Origin of the sequence: Rhizobium sp. 32-5/1 (assembly GCF_029537235.1) — a bacterium.
Classification (GTDB): domain Bacteria; phylum Pseudomonadota; class Alphaproteobacteria; order Rhizobiales; family Rhizobiaceae; genus Pararhizobium.
Window position 1 is genome coordinate 392,211 of sequence record NZ_CP120639.1, and the last position, 16,265, is coordinate 408,475.

General features: G+C 58.1%; 12 protein-coding genes and 4 pseudogenes. 11 read left to right on the forward strand and 5 right to left on the reverse strand.

All coding sequences use genetic code 11. The features are described from left to right. Positions 1 to 294 precede the first annotated feature (294 nt). From P6U16_RS23475 to P6U16_RS23495, 5 genes and pseudogenes are all read left to right on the forward strand, one after another. Positions 295 to 1,284 (forward strand): sugar-binding protein, encoded by a 990-nt coding sequence (locus P6U16_RS23475; protein ID WP_277704689.1) that lies wholly within the window; start codon positions 295 to 297, stop codon positions 1,282 to 1,284. A 119-nt stretch (positions 1,285 to 1,403) separates the two neighbouring features. Next, positions 1,404 to 2,378, forward strand: coding sequence for an NAD(P)-dependent oxidoreductase (locus P6U16_RS23480; protein ID WP_277704690.1), 975 nt, complete (start codon positions 1,404 to 1,406; stop codon positions 2,376 to 2,378). 141 nt (positions 2,379 to 2,519) lie between these two features. After that, positions 2,520 to 3,466: pseudogene (locus tag P6U16_RS23485) on the forward strand (sugar-binding protein). A 128-nt stretch (positions 3,467 to 3,594) separates the two neighbouring features. Then, complete coding sequence (locus P6U16_RS23490; RefSeq protein ID WP_277704691.1) at positions 3,595 to 5,109, forward strand: sugar ABC transporter ATP-binding protein; 1,515 nt, start codon at positions 3,595 to 3,597, stop codon at positions 5,107 to 5,109. A 10-nt stretch (positions 5,110 to 5,119) separates the two neighbouring features. Then, positions 5,120 to 6,151, forward strand: a complete 1,032-nt coding sequence (locus P6U16_RS23495; RefSeq protein WP_277704692.1) for an ABC transporter permease — start codon at positions 5,120 to 5,122, stop codon at positions 6,149 to 6,151. 138 nt (positions 6,152 to 6,289) lie between these two features. Here the strand turns inward: P6U16_RS23495 and P6U16_RS23500 are convergent, their stop codons facing one another. Continuing rightward, on the reverse strand, positions 6,290 to 7,366 hold the full coding sequence (locus tag P6U16_RS23500) for a hybrid-cluster NAD(P)-dependent oxidoreductase (RefSeq protein ID WP_277704693.1): 1,077 nt from the start codon (positions 7,364 to 7,366) through the stop codon (positions 6,290 to 6,292). Continuing rightward, positions 7,356 to 8,606: pseudogene (locus P6U16_RS23505) on the reverse strand (aromatic ring-hydroxylating dioxygenase subunit alpha). The gene P6U16_RS23500 and the pseudogene P6U16_RS23505 overlap by 11 nt, the downstream one beginning before the upstream one ends. A 145-nt stretch (positions 8,607 to 8,751) precedes the next feature. On the opposite strand from P6U16_RS23505, the gene P6U16_RS23510 reads away from it, so the two are divergent. Genes P6U16_RS23510 through P6U16_RS23520 form a run of 3 tightly spaced genes read left to right on the forward strand, consistent with a single transcriptional unit; the run spans position 8,752 to position 9,676 of the window. Further along, positions 8,752 to 8,988, forward strand: coding sequence for a LysR family transcriptional regulator (locus tag P6U16_RS23510; RefSeq protein ID WP_277704694.1), 237 nt, complete (start codon positions 8,752 to 8,754; stop codon positions 8,986 to 8,988). A gap of 47 nt (positions 8,989 to 9,035) precedes the next feature. Continuing rightward, on the forward strand, positions 9,036 to 9,470 hold the full coding sequence (locus P6U16_RS23515; RefSeq protein ID WP_277704695.1) for a LysR substrate-binding domain-containing protein: 435 nt from the start codon (positions 9,036 to 9,038) through the stop codon (positions 9,468 to 9,470). Beyond that, positions 9,368 to 9,676, forward strand: a complete 309-nt coding sequence (locus tag P6U16_RS23520) for a LysR substrate-binding domain-containing protein (RefSeq protein ID WP_277704696.1) — start codon at positions 9,368 to 9,370, stop codon at positions 9,674 to 9,676. Before P6U16_RS23515 ends, P6U16_RS23520 begins: the two co-directional genes overlap by 103 nt. Before the next feature lie 154 nt (positions 9,677 to 9,830). Here the strand turns inward: P6U16_RS23520 and P6U16_RS23525 are convergent. Next, a pseudogene (locus P6U16_RS23525) lies at positions 9,831 to 11,866 on the reverse strand (NADH:flavin oxidoreductase). 146 nt (positions 11,867 to 12,012) lie between these two features. On the opposite strand from P6U16_RS23525, the pseudogene P6U16_RS23530 reads away from it, so the two are divergent. From P6U16_RS23530 to P6U16_RS23540, 3 genes and pseudogenes are all read left to right on the forward strand, one after another. Continuing rightward, positions 12,013 to 12,641, forward strand: a pseudogene (locus tag P6U16_RS23530) (TetR/AcrR family transcriptional regulator). Positions 12,642 to 13,307: 666 nt separating this feature from the next. Beyond that, positions 13,308 to 13,802, forward strand: coding sequence for a histidine kinase (locus tag P6U16_RS23535; protein WP_277704697.1), 495 nt, complete (start codon positions 13,308 to 13,310; stop codon positions 13,800 to 13,802). A 316-nt stretch (positions 13,803 to 14,118) separates the two neighbouring features. Continuing rightward, positions 14,119 to 14,277 (forward strand): hypothetical protein, encoded by a 159-nt coding sequence (locus P6U16_RS23540; RefSeq protein ID WP_277704698.1) that lies wholly within the window; start codon positions 14,119 to 14,121, stop codon positions 14,275 to 14,277. A 2-nt stretch (positions 14,278 to 14,279) separates the two neighbouring features. Here the strand turns inward: P6U16_RS23540 and P6U16_RS23545 are convergent, their stop codons facing one another. Together P6U16_RS23545 and P6U16_RS23550 are read right to left on the reverse strand one after the other, a co-directional pair. Next, positions 14,280 to 14,822 (reverse strand): type 1 glutamine amidotransferase, encoded by a 543-nt coding sequence (locus P6U16_RS23545; RefSeq protein WP_349017751.1) that lies wholly within the window; start codon positions 14,820 to 14,822, stop codon positions 14,280 to 14,282. Between the two features lie 137 nt (positions 14,823 to 14,959). Beyond that, a complete protein-coding gene (locus P6U16_RS23550; protein WP_277704699.1) occupies positions 14,960 to 16,264 on the reverse strand; it encodes an FAD-binding oxidoreductase in 1,305 nt (434 codons plus the stop codon). Position 16,265 lies beyond the last annotated feature (1 nt).

Below are 16,265 nucleotides of genomic sequence, written 5' to 3' on the forward strand. Positions count from 1 at the left end.
TTCCTCCCTCTCCGCCCGCCTGGCGTTCCGAATCGGGCGCGGCGGCGTTGCTTCCCCGCTCTGCAATCCCAACGAAATTCCTGCTTGACGGCTCCAGTAATTAAGTGCTGTTATTAGCACATAATATGATCAAATCTGCAACTGCAATGAATGTCAATATTGGCATGAACTGAGTTCGGTTCGAGCCTTATATGTGGGCCGCAAGGAGGAACAGAGCGGCAAACAGTGCTGGCGGGGCGTTCAGGCAAAGCGTTGCCTGTCCGGCCAGATAACTCAAACGGAGGAGTGCATTAATTGAGGTACGTAAATCAGATTGTCGCCGCTGCCCTAGTTGTTTTGTCAGCCGGTGCAGCAGAGGCGCAGGAGAAGAAGACCCTGGCGATCGTCGTCAAGGGACTGGACAACCCGTTCTTCGAGCAGATCAACCTGGGCTGCCAGGACTGGGCGAAGAACAATCCCGATTCGGAATATGAGTGCCTGTACACCGGCCCGGCATCGAGCGCCGACGAGGCCGGCCAGGTGCAGCTTGTCGATGACCTTATCGCCAAAGGCGTGGCCGCGATCGCCATTTCACCATCCAATGCCGCGGCCATGGCCAACCGCCTCAAGGAAATTGCACCGAAGATGCCGGTCATGACGGTCGATGCGGATCTCTCGGAAGCAGACCGTGCGCTGCGCTCGGCCTATCTGGGGACCGACAATTATCTGATGGGCGTGAAGATGGCCGAACAGGCTACGCGGCTGAAGCCGAAAGGCGGTACGGTCTGCCTGCAGTTGGGGAACGTCGCTGCCGACAATATCAATGCTCGGGCAGCCGGATTCCGCGATACCATCGCGGGTACCAAGGGCATCGACCGCCTGACGGGGCAAAGCGGCTGGAGCGAAGTCGAAGGTTGCCCGGTCTTTACCAATGACCAGATCGACCTTGCCAATCAGCAGATGGCCGATGTCTTCACATCCAAGCCAGACCTCGACGCCTTCATTCTGATTGGCGGCTGGGCCCAGTTTGCCCCGCAAGCCTATGCCCAGGTCACTGACCAGGTCATGGACCGCCTGAAGAGCAATGATCTGATCATCGTGGCTGGCGATACCCTGCCACCGCAGGTACAGGCCTTCAACGAAGGACGCAGCCACGCCCAGGTGGGCCAGCGCCCCTTCGAAATGGGACAACGTTCACCGGACGTCATGATCCAGTTGATCAAGGGTGAGAAGGTCGAAGACACCATCTACACCGGGCTGGATGTCTGCACGCGAGAAGAGCCAGGCTTCTGCGCGCCAAAGTAAGGTGATTTCAACGCAATCGCGTCATGGCGTTCCGGCGCCATGACGCTCTCGGCTGCCTGCAAGGGCTACGGCCGCACCCTCGATTTGAAAGTGCCTGTTGAGCTTTTAGGGGAAGCAAATTGAAACTTTTGGTCACTGGACTAGCAGGAAAGGTAGGAACTAATTTCCTGCCGGAATTTTTGGCCGCCGAAAAATTCTCCGGTTGGTCGCTACGCGCACTTTGCAACAACCGCATTATCGATCATCCAGCCGTGGAGACAGTGCGGGGTTCCTTGTCGGATGCGGACGCCGTCCATGCTGCGATGGATGGGGTGACCCATGTGCTGCACATGGCTGCGGTTAAAGAATCGCCCGACTTGGCGATCGACGTCGGCATCAAGGGCATGTTCAACCTCCTTGAAGCCTTCCGCACTTCGACGACGGCAAGGCAGTTTGTCCTGATCGGCGGGGACTGTTCGGTGGGCCACATTTTCCACCAATACGATGCTCCGATTACCGAGAGTTCGCCCCGACGCGCCTATCCCGGCTGCTACGCGCTCACCAAGGTGATCGAGGAAGTCATGCTCGAACAGTACCAGATCCAGTACGGCATCAATGCCTGCTGCCTGCGCGCGCCCTGGATCATGGAAAAGGACGATTTCAAGCATGTTCTGAGTTTCCGCAATCAGTTCGGCGGACCGGCCTGGGGTGAATTCCTGACGGAGGATGAAATTGCCCGCCACGCAAACGCCGGCGCAGTCCCGTTGCTGCGCGATGCCACGGGCGCTTCGCTCAAGCGAAATTTCATCCACGTCAGCGACCTTGTCGGCGCGATTCTGCTGGCGCTCGACAATCCAGCCACCGGTGGCGAAACTTTCAACGTCGCCATGGATATTCCGGTGGACTATGCCAGCGTCGCAACGCAACTCAACGCCACGCGTGGTCTGCCGCTCGTAGAGATTCCGACGCCCTATCACAGCAACTGGCTCGACAACACAAAGGCACGCATGCGGCTCGGCTGGCGTCCGGCCGTCGACCTCAAGCTTCTGATCGAGCAAGCCTGGTCCTATGTCCGGGCACCCGATGATCCTCGCCTCGTCTGGTACCCGGGGTAAGGCAAGCAATATCCGACGCCGGCACCGGGCGACGCCCGAGCCAAAGGATATCGACCGCCCTTACGCAAGCGCATTGCTGCAGGGCATTTCGTAACGCTGGAGCATGGCCGTGACCATGCTCTCAAAAAGGGAGGATGAACAATGAAACTGAACTTTGCTGTCTCCATCGCCATAGCGGCTATCGGCCTGGCCGGTCCCGTTGCCGCGCAGGACAAACCCCAGCTTGCTTTCGTCGTGAATGCCGCTTCGGATTTCTGGAAACTGGCCGAAGCCGGCGTCAAGAAAGCCCAGGGGAGTTGACGGGCTATGAGTTGCAGTTCCGCTATCCGGCACAAGGCACCGCTGCCCTGCAGAACGCCCTGATGGATGACCTTGTTGCCGCAGGCACCGATGCCATCATGATCTCGTCAGCCGATCCGAAGAACTCCATCGATGCTTTCAATCGCATTGCAGGACAGGTGCCGCTGTTCACCACTGACAGTGACGCGCCTGCCAGCAAGCGCATCGCCTACCTCGGCTCTTCCAACACTCTGGCAGGCGTCCAAGCAGGCGAAATTGCCGTTGCGGCAATGCCTGAGGGAGGAAAGTGCATGGGCTTCGTCGGCTTCCTGGGCGCCGACAACGCCATCGAGCGGATCGCCGGGTTCCGAAAAGCGGTAGAGGGTTCTAGTATCGAGCTTGTCGACGTCCGCGGCGACGACGTGGATTTTGCCCGTGCCCGATCAAACGTCGATGATGTGCTTGCCGCAAATCCGGACATCACGTGCATGGTCGGGTTCTATTCCTACAACCCACCCAAGATCTACGAAGCCCTTCAGGCTGCGGGCAAGCTCGGCGCGATCAAGGTTATTGCCTTTGACGAGGATCCGATCACACTTGGCGCGGTGCGCGAAGGCAGCTTTGCCGGCACTGTCGTGCAGGATCCCTACCAGTGGGGTTATCAGGGCATGCACCTGATGGCGAAATACCTTGAAGGCGACAAGTCGGGTGTTCCGGCGGATGGCCTGATCATTGTTCCGACCAAAGTTATCGACAAGGCCAATGTTGATGCCTTTGAGAAGGAACTCAAGGAGCGCATTGGCGGGTAAGCTCCTCCCCGGTCAACGCAGCCGCATCGGGCTCGGACCATTTGCCCGGCCCGATGCGCGCTTGTTGATGTGAGGAAATCGTCCAACACCGAGGTATTGCCGTTGCGACAAGATCAGATGGCCGACACATGATGCCTAAAGAGGATCAGAAACGCCCCCTACTGGCGCTCGAGAACATATCAAAGGCCTATACCGGCGTGGTAGCTCTCTCCAATGTGTCCATGACCGTCATGCCTGGGGAGGTTTTGGCTTTGATTGGAGAAAATGGCGCCGGAAAGTCCACGCTGATGAAGATCCTGGGCGGCGTCATCCAACCCAGTTCGGGCTATATCCTCATTGATGAGGTGCGATACGACCGTTTTTCAGTGACCGAATCCCAGTCCGCCGGGATCGCCTTCGTGCATCAGGAACTCAACGTCTTCGACAATCTCGATGTGGCAGCCAACATGTTCCTGGGGCGTGAAAAACGTGCGGGCTTCCTCAGGCTGCTGGATGTGAAGGCGATGGGCGCCGCAGCCGAACCTCTTCTGCGCCGCGTCGGGGCCACCTTCAGGCCCGAGACGCCGGTCGCTGATCTGTCGCTCGCCGAACGACAATTGCTTGAAATTGCCAAAGCGCTCTCCATCCAGGCCCGTCTCATCATCATGGATGAACCAACGTCGTCTCTTACCCTTTCGGAAACGAAAACGCTGATGACTGTCATCGCCGGCCTCAAAGCCGAGGGAATTGCCGTGATCTACATTTCGCACCGTCTAAGCGAGATCGAGGAATGCGCCGATCGGGTCTTCGTCCTGCGTGATGGCAAAGCAGCCGGCGAACTTGCCAAGGGAGAGATAAACCATGACGCCATGATCCGCATGATGATCGGTCGCGACCTCAATTCCCTCTATGCGCCGCCGGCTCGTGCTCCCGGCGGACCGATACTGTCCTTAAGAGCGGTCAGAACCCGTGCCAAGCCACGGGCCAGGGTCGAGTTCGATGTTCATGATGGCGAAATCCTGGGCGTAGCCGGGCTGGTCGGTGCGGGACGGACGGAACTGGCCGAGGCCATTTTCGGCATCGACACCATTCTGGAGGGCGAGGTCATGCTGGCGGGCAAGCCGTTCCTGGCCACCAGCCCGCGTGATGCCATCAAGGCCGGCGTCTACCTGGTGCCTGAGGACCGCAAGCGAACCGGCCTCGTCCTGGAAAGCCCTGTCTGCGAGAACATCTGCCTTGCCGATCTCGGTTCGGTGTCTTCCCGCGGCTTCGTCTCGAAGAGCCTCATCAAGGCGCGCGCCGAAGAACAGCGCACAAAACTTGGCATCAGAACCACCGATGTCATGCGCAACGCCGCCGAGCTTTCCGGTGGCAATCAGCAAAAGGTGGTTCTCGGCAAATGGCTATCCATGCGACCGGCACTGATCATCTTCGACGAACCCACCCGCGGCATCGACGTCGCCTCCAAGGTCGAGATTTACCGGCTGATGCGCGCTCTGGCGGACGCAGGCGTCGGTGTGATGATGATCTCCAGCGACATGGAAGAAGTCATCGGCGTGTCGGACCGTATCGTTGTGCTGCGGGAAGGCGAAATCGCCGGATCGCTGTCACGGCCCGAGTTCTCCGAGCACAACGTGCTCAGGCTTGCCGTCGGCGCAAACTAGGAAAAGACCAATGCACAAAAAAGACCTCGGCCTGGCTGTCCTGATCATCGTTGTGGGAGCGGTGGTCTATCTGCAAAATCCGCTTTTCCTCTCGCCGATCAATCTGGGCAACACCGCCAATCTGATCGGTCTGTTCGGTCTCTTTGCCATCGGCCAAGGTTTTGTCATCATGACCGGGGGTATCGACCTGTCCGTCGGTTCGATGATTGCGTTGCTCGGGGTTCTTTTCGTCGATATGGTGGGCAAGTTCGGCGTGCCGTGGCCGGTGGCAATTCTGGTTGTTTTGGTCATCGGAGCGTTGCTTGGATTGGCGCATGGGCTGCTGATCACCAGGCTCAGAATGCAGCCCTTCGTGGTCACGCTATGCGGCCTGCTGATCTATCGCGGTATAGCGCGCGGCTATACGGGCGAAGCCACGGCCGGCTTTCCCTTCGGTGCAAACTATCCGGCGCTTGAATGGCTGACCATTGGGCGTTCCTTTGGCGTGCCGCACTCCTTCTTTGCCATGATCATCATCGGCGTCATCTGTTGGTTCGTCCTGCACCGCTCCGTCTTTGGCCGCCATTTGCAGGCGGTGGGTAAGAATGAGGACGCGGCCTGTTATTCAGGCATCCGCACCGGTTTTGTCATCGCCGCCGCCTATGTCATTTGCGCCGCGCTGACCGCTGTTGCCGCAGTGTACTTCGCCATGTTCACCCGATCGGTACAGCCCTCGTCGCATGGCAATTTCTACGAGCTCTATGCCATCGCGGCAGCCGTCCTGGGCGGCTTCTCGTTGCGGGGCGGAGAAGGCTCGATCATCGGCGTGGTGCTGGGCGCGGTCCTGCTTCAGGAGCTGCAGAACCTGGTCAATCTTCTCGGCATCCCGTCCTCGCTCAATTTCGCGGTCATGGGGGCGGTGATCCTGGCCGGGGTTCTTGCCGACCAGCAGTTCAACCTCTACAGGGCAAGGAGAAGGGCTGCGGCTGCGCTGGGCGCCGTCAACACGTCAGGCTCAGCACTGCATCACAGACCGGCTACGACCAACGAGCTCTCGCCATAGCGTCGCGTTTTGCCGAGTGGGAGATCGCCCGAAGACGACACAGTCCCGATTGCCCGACCTCCGCCATCGCATGATGCACTGTGGGCTCGTGTGTCCGACAATACGGATCCAGAGAAAATTGTGACATGTTTTCCTGTGTCAGCGTTCTATGATGAGATCGCTCAAGGGCTTAGAGCAGCAAGGCAAGAAGAACCCCGCGTCGATCTCCCGCTGACGAATGCCGCCGTCGTGCTTCATATCGACACTGCCGCTGACCAGTTTCGACTTGCAGGCCCCGCAGATACCGCTTGCGCAAGATGACGGAATGCGCACACCGGCCTTCTTTGCACATGACAGCACTGTCTGGTCCATACTGACCTCGACCGACTTGCCCTGCTTTGAGAATTGAACGGTGAATGTCTTGGCTTCGACTGCCTCCATTGTGGGTGCTGGAGCGTCTTCGATGACAAGGGCATCGAAGCTTTCCTCATGATAATTCTGCGCGGGAACGCCGAGTTCACAAGTCAGGCGTTTGGCGGCCCGCATGAAGGGCGCCGGACCACAGCACATGACGATCCGCTCAGCGATATCGGGGACGGCCATCCCTAGCACTTCCTTCGAAATCCTTCCTGAGAGACCGGGCCAGGAACGCTCATTCGATATGTCTTCGGGAAGCAGGAAAAGTCTCAATCCTTTCATTCTTTCGGCGAGATTGGCCAGATCCGACCGGAAGATGAAGTCCTTTGGCGTCCTGCCTGCATGAATGAACACGACGTCGACCGGCGGAGCGGTGTCGGCCATTTCGCGGACCATCGACATGACGGGCGTGATGCCCGATCCGCCTGAAAGGAAGAGATATTTCGGCGCCGCAGGGCGCATGAACTTGCCCAGTGGTCCTGAAGCCTTGACGGCCATGTCGGGTTTGAGATTGTCGTGCAACCAGTTGGAAACCTTGCCGCCCGGCACCCGCTTCACAGTGATGGTGATCGCATTGCGGCGATGCGGCGACGAGGAAATACTGTAGCAGCGGCCGTCGATTTCGCGATCCAGGCCAAGCTCGAACATGAAGTATTGGCCGGCGTCAAACGCAATATGTTTACGGTCGGGAGACACGAACGTGAAACTTTTCACGTCATTGGTCTCATCATGGACGTCGACACACAAAAGCGTGTCGTCCGTTTCCGCATTCCACCGAGATTGGCTGGCCTCGCCGCTTGCGAGCAGATCAGTACCCATTGGCGCGCATCCGATCGACATACCAAGTCGCGAAATCATTCAATGCGCCCTCGGTGAACCTTGAGTATGGGCCTGGCTCGTAGGCAGAATCGAGTATTCCTGCATGGGAGCGCGCGACGAGCTTGGCATCCTGTTCGGTTGTTTCGATCCACACATGCGTCAGCTTGTCGAGATCGTAGTCGACGCCTTCGACGGCATCCTTGTGCACCAGCCACTTCGTCCGAACGAGCGTTGTATCAGCCGAGAGCGGAATAGCGAACGACGTCACGGCGTGGTCGCCCATGAAGTGGCTCCAGCTGTTATGGCCCCACAAGTGCATGTCGCCGAGGTCTTTCCGGGTCATATGGCCCATCAACTTGGACGATGCGGCTGTCGCGTCCTCTGTCTGCGATTCGCCGGCTCCAGAAATGATGAGGCGCTGACTGCGGAAATTGGTGACAACGTTCTTGGTTCGCTCGACAGTCGCAGAGGGAAATCCTTCCGCTTCCCAGTTCTTCGTGCGCTCCTGGTACATGGCGAAATGCGCTTCCGCCTCTTCGCGGTCTTCGGGGCTTAGGCTTTCTGGGTCGTATCCGAAGTCCAGATCGATGAACGACACGCAAAGCTCAGGATGGTTTGCCGAGCAATGATAGCATTCCCGATTGTTTTCAATCGTAAGCTTCCAGTTTCCTTTTTCGATTACATCAACCTGATGGGCCACTTTTGCGTTCCGGACATCGTAAGGCGCGAGACGCTCATGCATCACCTTTTCGAGATCCTCGATATCTTCCGGCGGATTGTCTGAAAGACAGACATAGATGAGGCCACCAATCGACTTGAAGTTTACGGCCTTCAGGTTCTTGCAGCTTTTATCAAAGTCCTTGCCCATGTGCGGGGCATAGCTGAGTTCACCGGACAATTCGTATGTCCATTGGTGATAGGGACAGACAAGTTTCGAGACAACGGTCGCCCCTCGGGGAGAAGACGCGAGCCGCGATGGCGGCAGACGTTCCGAACCACGCGGATTTCGTTGTCGTCGTCGCGCAAAATGATCAAGCTGTTGTTACCGATGTCGACGACAAACGCATCACCCGGTTCCGGAACATCGCACTCTAGCCCGATGTAAATCCAGTGCTTGGCAAAAAATATCAAGATCCGCCTGGAAGACGTCTTCCCTCGTGTACAGACCAGAGGGAAGTGAATGGCCCTCGAGCCGGGCATCGAGCAGCGTCGTGATTGAGGAAGGAAACGTGTTGAGCATCATCTCACCGCATCTGTTTGTGTGCGCCGACAATGGGGGCAAACTCAAAGTCGCTCAACCTCACAAATAGTTTTCGTTGCCATAATTGAATGTAATGCTAGGATGTTTACTCGGGGAGATAGGCATAAGTGGATCGCACTTGGGAATGAGACGCAAGCTTCCGCCATTAACGGCTTTGACCGCATTTGAATCCGCTGCGCGCCTTCTCAGTTTCACTAAAGCTGCCAACGAGTTGGGTGTAACCCAGGCGGCTGTCAGCCGGCAGATTCATCTGCTTGAGAGCTATTTTGGCTTTCCACTTTTCATCCGAGGCCACCGCAGTATCGAGATCACCGCAAGGGGAGATTGCTCGCATCGGCCAGTCATGATGCGTTTGACATAATCGCGTCGTCAGTCTCGGACATCACAAGGGATGCTCGGGACGTCGATTTGACGATCGCCGCAACTGTCGCTTTCTCCCACTTCTGGTTACTTCCGAAGATCTCCGAGTTTTCGCGAAATCATCCGGGTATCAATCTGAGAATCCTGACCCAGGACAATGTTCCGAACATCGAGTCGGGTGATATCGACATTGCTATCCGTTTCGGAAGCGGGATGTGGGCCGATGGGCAGGCCAGCGTACTTTTCGAAGACGAGATTTTCCCGGTATGCAGTCCGACTTTCGCGCAGAATGCGGGAAGTGTCGCGTTTCCCCGCGATCTCCTCGCGCATCCGCTCATATCTTACACGGCGGATGACCCCACTTGGACGGGGTGGAGCGAATGGCTGGCTGCGTTCGCTGTCGAATTGCCAAAAGGAAATCCGGCCTGCGGTGCAGTTTCTATACGGAGGCTATCTACGCGACACTCAACGGACAGGGCGTAACGCTTGGGTGGCGGCGCCTCGTTGATGACCTGCTCGTTCAAGGCCGGCTTGTCAGGTTGACCGATTGGACCGTAAAAACCCGAAACGCCTATTTCGCCGTCGTTCCAAAGCGACGGCGTCAAACGGAAGCGTGCAATCACTTTCAGGTTTGGCTGACGGAAACAGCGAAACAAATCATGACCGCCGATCATCCAGACTCAAGATGATCGGCGCCGGCACAATCAATGCCGGCTCTTCGCTCCTCTCCCCTGTTGACACCTGGTCTTCGGGCTGAAGGCCACGCCTGACGCGCTCAATCAAAGGCAGGCGCCGGTTCGGCTGGCGCCTGCTTCAGTCACGGCGCGTCGCTTCGCGCCAGGGTTAGATATCCTTGGCAAGACGCAACGCATCGTAGATGGCCGCATGGGTGTTGCGGGCCGCCACCGCATCTCCGATGCGGAAGAGCTGGTAGGTTCCGGCTAGATTTCGCTCGACCGTCTGCGGTGCGCCGGAAAGCAACGCGTCGTACGAGACCTCGCCAAGGTTCTTGGAACCTGGCTTCAACTCAAAGTAGAGATCATCGAGTGGGATGGTTCCATGATTGACGATGATTTGATCCACCACACGCTGTTTTGAGATGCCGCCATAGTCGCTGCCGACATGGGCGATAAGCTGGTTGCCACTTCTTTCAGCCGCGTCCAGCCGGTAGGTGACTGTGAATGTTGTGTCGAGTTTCTGCAGCGAGCGCATGTAAGGCACCAGGTTCATCGCCATGACTTCTGGAGCAAAAGCGCGGTCTGGCGTCATGATTTCGACCTTGGCGCCGGCCTTGGCGATGATCTCGGCGGCCTGCAGGCCGGCATGGTCGCCGGCATCGTCATAGATGAGCACGTTCGTCCCCGGCTTCACATCGCCTGAGATGATGTCCCAGGAGGACACGACCAGCTCGTTTCCCTTAGTGAGCACATCCGTATGCGGCAGACCGCCCGTCGCGACGATAACGACATCTGGATTTTCGGCTGCGATTATGTCGACATCGGCCCAAGTGTTGAAGTGGAAGATGACGCCTTGTTTGTCGCACTGGCTCATACGCCAGTCGATAATGCCGATCATTTCGCGCCGGCGCTCACTTTGCGCCGTCAGCCGAATCTGGCCACCGGGGTTGTTGGCCGCCTCGAAAACCACGACCGCGTGACCACGCTCCGCAGAAACGCGGGCCGCCTCGAGGCCGGCAGGGCCGGCGCCGACAATGACCACCTTCTTTCGCACATCCGCCTTTGGGATCGTGTGCGGCATGGTCTCCTCGCGGCCGGTTGCCGCATTGTGAATGCAAAGGCGAGCCCGCCCTGATAGATGCGGTCGAGACAGTAGTTTGCGCCGACGCAGGGCCGAATATCGTCCTCGCGCTTTTCAATAATCTTGCGAAGGATGTGCGGGTCCGTCATGTGGGCGCGGGTCATACCGATCATGTCGACCTTGCCGGCTGCGATCGCATGACGGGCGGTGGCGACGTCCTGGATTTTCGCCGCGTGGAAGGTCGGGAAGTTGGTCGCGGCGCGAATGTCGCCGGCGAAGTCCAGATGCGGCGCACTCGCCATGCCTTGGATCGGGATGACGTCCGTCAGGCCGGGGTCGGTATCGATATGACCGCGGATGACGTTGAGATAGTCGATGAGGCCGCTATCCCTGAGGCGACGGGAGGTTTCCAGGCCTTCGGCTTTTCCCGTGCCGCCTGGAAGACATTCATCGGCCGTGTAGCGAACGCCGAGGATGAAGTCGTTGCCAACCCTCTCGCGCATCGCCTTGAACACGTCGAAACAGAAGCGCAGACGGTTATCGAGCGAGCCTCCATAAGGACCATCGAGTTCATTGGTCAGCGGCGAGGTGAACTGGTCGATAAGGTGGCCATAGGCTTCCAGTTCGACGCCGTCCATTCCGCCGGCCTTCATGCGCTCTGCCGCATCGGCGAAGTCCTTAATGATGCGCTCGATATCCCAGTCTTCCAGCTTTTTCGGGAAGGCGCGATGCGCAGCCTCTCGGTGGTGCGACGGTGCGACGACGGGCAGCCAGTCACCCTTGTCCCACCGCGTGCGACGGCCGAGATGCGTCAGCTGGATCATGATCGCCGCGCCCTCTTCGTGCACGGCGTCGGTCATTTCGCGAATCCATGGAACGATCTCGTCCTTATAGGCGAGCAGGTTGTTGAAAACCGGCGGGCTATCCTTGGACACGGCAGCCGAACCGGCCGTCATCGTCAGCGCAACCCCGCCCCTTGCCCGCTCCACCGTGTAGGCCCGATAACGGCCTTTAGGCATACCGTCTTCCGGATAGGCAGGCTCGTGCGAGGTGACGATGATGCGGTTGCGGAGGGTCAGATGCTTCAGCTGGTACGGCTGGAGAAGAGGATCGTTCGACATGCGCCGGGCTCCGGTCTAGGGATTTACGGCAAGGCTAGGCGGGAATGTACACCTATGTCAACCAACAACGACATCAGTGTTTGTATTTCTGACGTTGATGTACATTTCACTTGTCAGGTCGAGGGGAATTTGCTAGGAGGCAATCCATGGAACAGTCAACCAATGACAGTGGCTGGAGAGGCTCTCCGGAAGGATGGCTGGCGGCGGCTTACGAGGCGCTGATTGAATCCGGCGTGGATTCAGTAAAGATCCAGCCGCTGGCCAAACGCCTCGGTCTGTCCCGAACCAGCTTCTATTGGTTCTTCAAGGACCGCGAGGAATTGCTGGGTGCCCTGATCGGCCGGTGGCGGGAAAAGAATACCGGCAATCTGGTAAAGCAGTCCGAGGCATATGCTGAAACGCTCGCCGAGGCGATGCTCAACGTCTTCGACTGCTGGGTGAACAAGGATCTTTTCGACTCCCAGTTCGAATTCGCGGTACGCAGCTGGGCTCTGCAGTCCCCGGAAATACAGGCGGAAGTGCATGAGGCCGACCAGAGGAGAATGGAAGCGATCGGTCGCATGTTCATGCGGTTCGCCTACAGCGAGGGAGCGGCGGACGTTCGCGCGCGCACGACCTACCTGGTCCAGATCGGCTACATATCGATGCAGTCCCGGAAGACATCACGCTTCGCATGAAGCGCATTCCAGAATACATCGCGATCTATATCGGTGAAACTCCGCAGCAGCGGGAACTCGATCGTTTCTTCGCACGGCACGGATACAAGCCGGAGTGACAAAGTGGCAGCAGGCAAGGGCCTGAGAATTGGCGGCGGGGCCTGCCGGCTGGGCGGAGCGGTTGCAGCCGGAATGTACGATGCCGGCGTGGTCGGGCCATTGAACATCTTCATCGCTTTCTTTCAGCCGAAGCCCCACTTGCTTCCATGAGGCTGTTAGACACCAGGCAAGCGGGCGTTGCGATCGGTCCAACGTCACCACTCTTTCCGACCTGCGGACTGGCGGTATTTGGCTGCCAAGTCGAAAGCCGGCTTATCCCATAAGCCATGGCCAATATCCGCTTTGCAACCTCTCGCGACCACGACACACCCGTCTTGCCGTGCGAACCACGACGCTGAAATGCGCTGGAAAATGGATATCACTCCCAAGTTCAGCTCCACCTCCCGGCTATAGAGACGTGGGTCTGACGTGATAACGGTCGTGCGCTCGGACTTGATCAGGAGGGGTACAAAAAGCAATCATCTTGATCGCAACAGACGAGCCTTTTGAATACGGGTTTTTAATCCCAGAAATACATAGTGAGCAGCGGCCCAAGCAGCTAGAAGACCGATGGAGTGGCGTAACGACCTGATCTTCTTCTCCTTCTGGAGCCGTGGCGACATTTCGTGTTCACATTGGTTCGACGCGACTTCCACTGAAATTCCTCTCAAACAAAGGATAGATTTTTGAGAAAAATCCTCTTCATGGCGACCGCTTTTGCAATGTCGCCAATTCTGGCCCAGGCTGCAACGCTGGTTTTTCCAAGCGACGCTCCGATTGCCTCGGTAACGATCCCGGACGAATGGGAGCCAAAGGAGACTGTTTCCGGAATAGAAGCCAAGTCGCCGGATTCGGCAATCTACTTTTCCATCGACGTCGCCACGGATAAGGATACCGACAAGGTCATTCAGGACGCTGTCAAGTTTCTGACTGATAATGGGGTCACTATCGATGATTCCACGCAGACGGACTCTGGTGACGTGGAAATCAATGGAATGACCTTCGGTAGCATAGAGTACGAAGGCAAGGATGCTGATGGGCCGGTGGACGTCTCCTTGGGCTTTGCGTCACCTGCAGAAGGCAAGATGCTCGTGGTGACCTATTGGGGCACCAAGGCAACCCAAGGTGCACATAGCAAGGCTCTGGAAGAAATCCTGAAATCCCTGAAACCCTCGAACTAAGCTTCTTGCAATGCAAGGCGGGAGCGCAAAGTTTGCTTCCGCCTTTCAACGGCCTCACGGCCCGACGACGGATCGCATCGCAAGCCCCCGGTTTGTCCCTGAGATTCAGATTCATCCCGATTTGAGAAGGCCAAACAGTCAACATCAGCAAAGCGGCTTGTAAGACGCCACCAGCGCATGGAGCGCGACCATGCGATTGGTCGGAAGGCAAAGGCAGCAATGCCGCGCTGTCGACATCCGTGAGCGGCAACAATCCCAAACTTGCTTGTGTAGCTTGCCATATTCAGTGCGTCTCAAGCCTTCTGAACTCTACACCGTGGACGAGACAATTTTGGCGTGCAGAAATCTTGGCGGCAGGCCCGAAATTTCTCTTCCGGTGGGTCAACACTCCGTTGTGCGCGAAATTTCCAACATGCCCGATCCAAAGGTCGCCGGGCGCCGGGCGCCGGGCAAGCTGATTGAAACAGACAACTGAAGTCAACGCGATTTCAAGAACGCAGCTATTTCCGCACCTGTCTTGGCACGTGCGATCTCTTTATCGTCGGCACTGCATGCCGCGCTCTTTATCGCATCCGGCAGATGCTGGCCGCGCGTGGCGACAAGTCCCCGGACGAAATCGGCGGTGAATTCCGGGTGCGCCTGATAGGTAAGCGCCGCGTCGCCATAACGCAGTATGGCATAGGGGCAAGCCGACGATCCGGACAGGATCTCGGCCTCACCGGGAAGCGTCAGGATCTGCTCCTTGTGCCAGGCAAGCAGGGTGCGATCGTATGCGCCCTCGTTTGTCCGGTACTCGGCAGCGCCTGCGACCCAGCCACCCGGGTTTTCGCCCACCGCTCCACCAAGCGCCTTGGCAATGGCCTGATGGCCGAAGCAAATGCCAACCATGGGCCGGCCCGAGGCCCTGATCTGCCGGATCAACGCGATCAGCCTGCCGATCCAGGGATCGGCGTCATTGACGGAGAAGCGCGAACCGGTGATCAGCCAGCCATCCGCGCTTTCGGCGCCTTCCGGGAAGATGTCATCGACAACCGGATAGGTGACAAAGTCGAATGTCCCCTCCCCAGCAACCGCTGGAAGAAGAGATCATAGTCGCCAAAATCCTGGCGAAGCTCGTCAGGCGCGTGGCCTGTCTGGAGTATGCCGATGCGCATTCATCAAACTCCGAACCGATCGCGCAGCCCGTACCACCAGGCGCCCAAGGCTGTGAGCGGCACGCGGAAGGCGCGGCCGCCGGGGAAAGGCAGGCTTGGCAGTGATGCCCAGATATCGAAGCGGTCTGCATGGCCGGCCACCGCCTCGCCGAGGATCTTGCCGAGAAGATGCGTCGTGGTCACACCATGGCCGCTGTCACCATGCGAGAAATAGACCGTATCGGACAGTTTGCCGACATGCGGGATGCGTGTCAGCGTCAACGCGAAATTGCCGCTCCATGCAAAGTCGATGCGGGTATTGGCCAGTTCGGGAAACGTCTTGATCATGTTGGGGCGGATGATGCCCGTCAGGTTGGCGGGGTCCTGGCCGCCATAGCCGATGCCGCCACCATAGAGCAGACGGTTGTCGCTGGTGCGCCTGTAGTAATCGAGCACGTAATTGGCATCTTCGACGCAATAGTCAGCCGGGAGCATCCGGTCGAGCAATTTGGTATCCAGCGTTTCCGTGACCATCACCTGGCTCGATACCGGCATCATGCGTTCGGTGATCCTCGGCAGCACGTTGCCGAGATAGGCATTGCCGCAGACCAGCAGGTAGCGCGATACGACGCTGCCGCCCGATGTTGTGACCACTGGTTGCTTGCCGCTGAGATCGACGCCCACCGCACGCGAGTTTTCAAAGATGCGCGCGCCGAAGGCCTCGGCCGCGCGGGCTTCGCCGAGCACGAGATTGAGCGGATGGATATGACCGCCGCGCTTGTCGATCATGCCACCGACATAGCGATGGCTGTTGACATAGGTGCCGACATCCCCCTTGCCGACCATCTCCATTCCATCGATGCCATAGCTTTCGCAGCTTTTCTTGATGGTCTCGAAGTCTCGCATTTGCTTGGTCGTGAAGGCGGCAAAGAAGCCGCCGTCGCGAAGGTCGCATTCGATGCCATGTTTCGCTATGCGTGCGCGGATGATATCGCCACCCTCGCGGGACATAAGAGCGAGCTTGCGGGCTGTGTCGGGGCCAAAGCGCCGCTCGAGCGTATCGAAATCACGGCTGTAGCCATTGACGATCTGGCCGCCATTGCGCCCTGAGGCGCCGAAGCCGATGCGTTCGGCTTCGAGGACGACGACGCTCATACCCTTTTCGGCAAGATCGAGTGCGGCCGAGATTCCGGTGAACCCGGCGCCGATGATGCAGACGTCGGCCTCAATGGGGCCATCCAGAGTGGGACGGACCGTCTTGTCGTTCGCTGTGGCTGCATACCATGAAGCGATGTGGCCGGTATTTGCCTGTGTTGCTGAAGTATTCATC

Coding starts and splice junctions, on each gene's coding strand:
- P6U16_RS23490 (WP_277704691.1), top strand. CDS start 3,595: ATGATGCCTAAAGAGGATCAGAAACGCCCCCTACTGGCGCTCGAGAAC.
- P6U16_RS23550 (WP_277704699.1), bottom strand. CDS start 16,264: ATGAATACTTCAGCAACACAGGCAAATACCGGCCACATCGCTTCATGG.
- P6U16_RS23495 (WP_277704692.1), top strand. CDS start 5,120: ATGCACAAAAAAGACCTCGGCCTGGCTGTCCTGATCATCGTTGTGGGA.
- P6U16_RS23520 (WP_277704696.1), top strand. CDS start 9,368: ATGGCTGGCTGCGTTCGCTGTCGAATTGCCAAAAGGAAATCCGGCCTG.
- P6U16_RS23510 (WP_277704694.1), top strand. CDS start 8,752: ATGAGACGCAAGCTTCCGCCATTAACGGCTTTGACCGCATTTGAATCC.
- P6U16_RS23500 (WP_277704693.1), bottom strand. CDS start 7,366: ATGGGTACTGATCTGCTCGCAAGCGGCGAGGCCAGCCAATCTCGGTGG.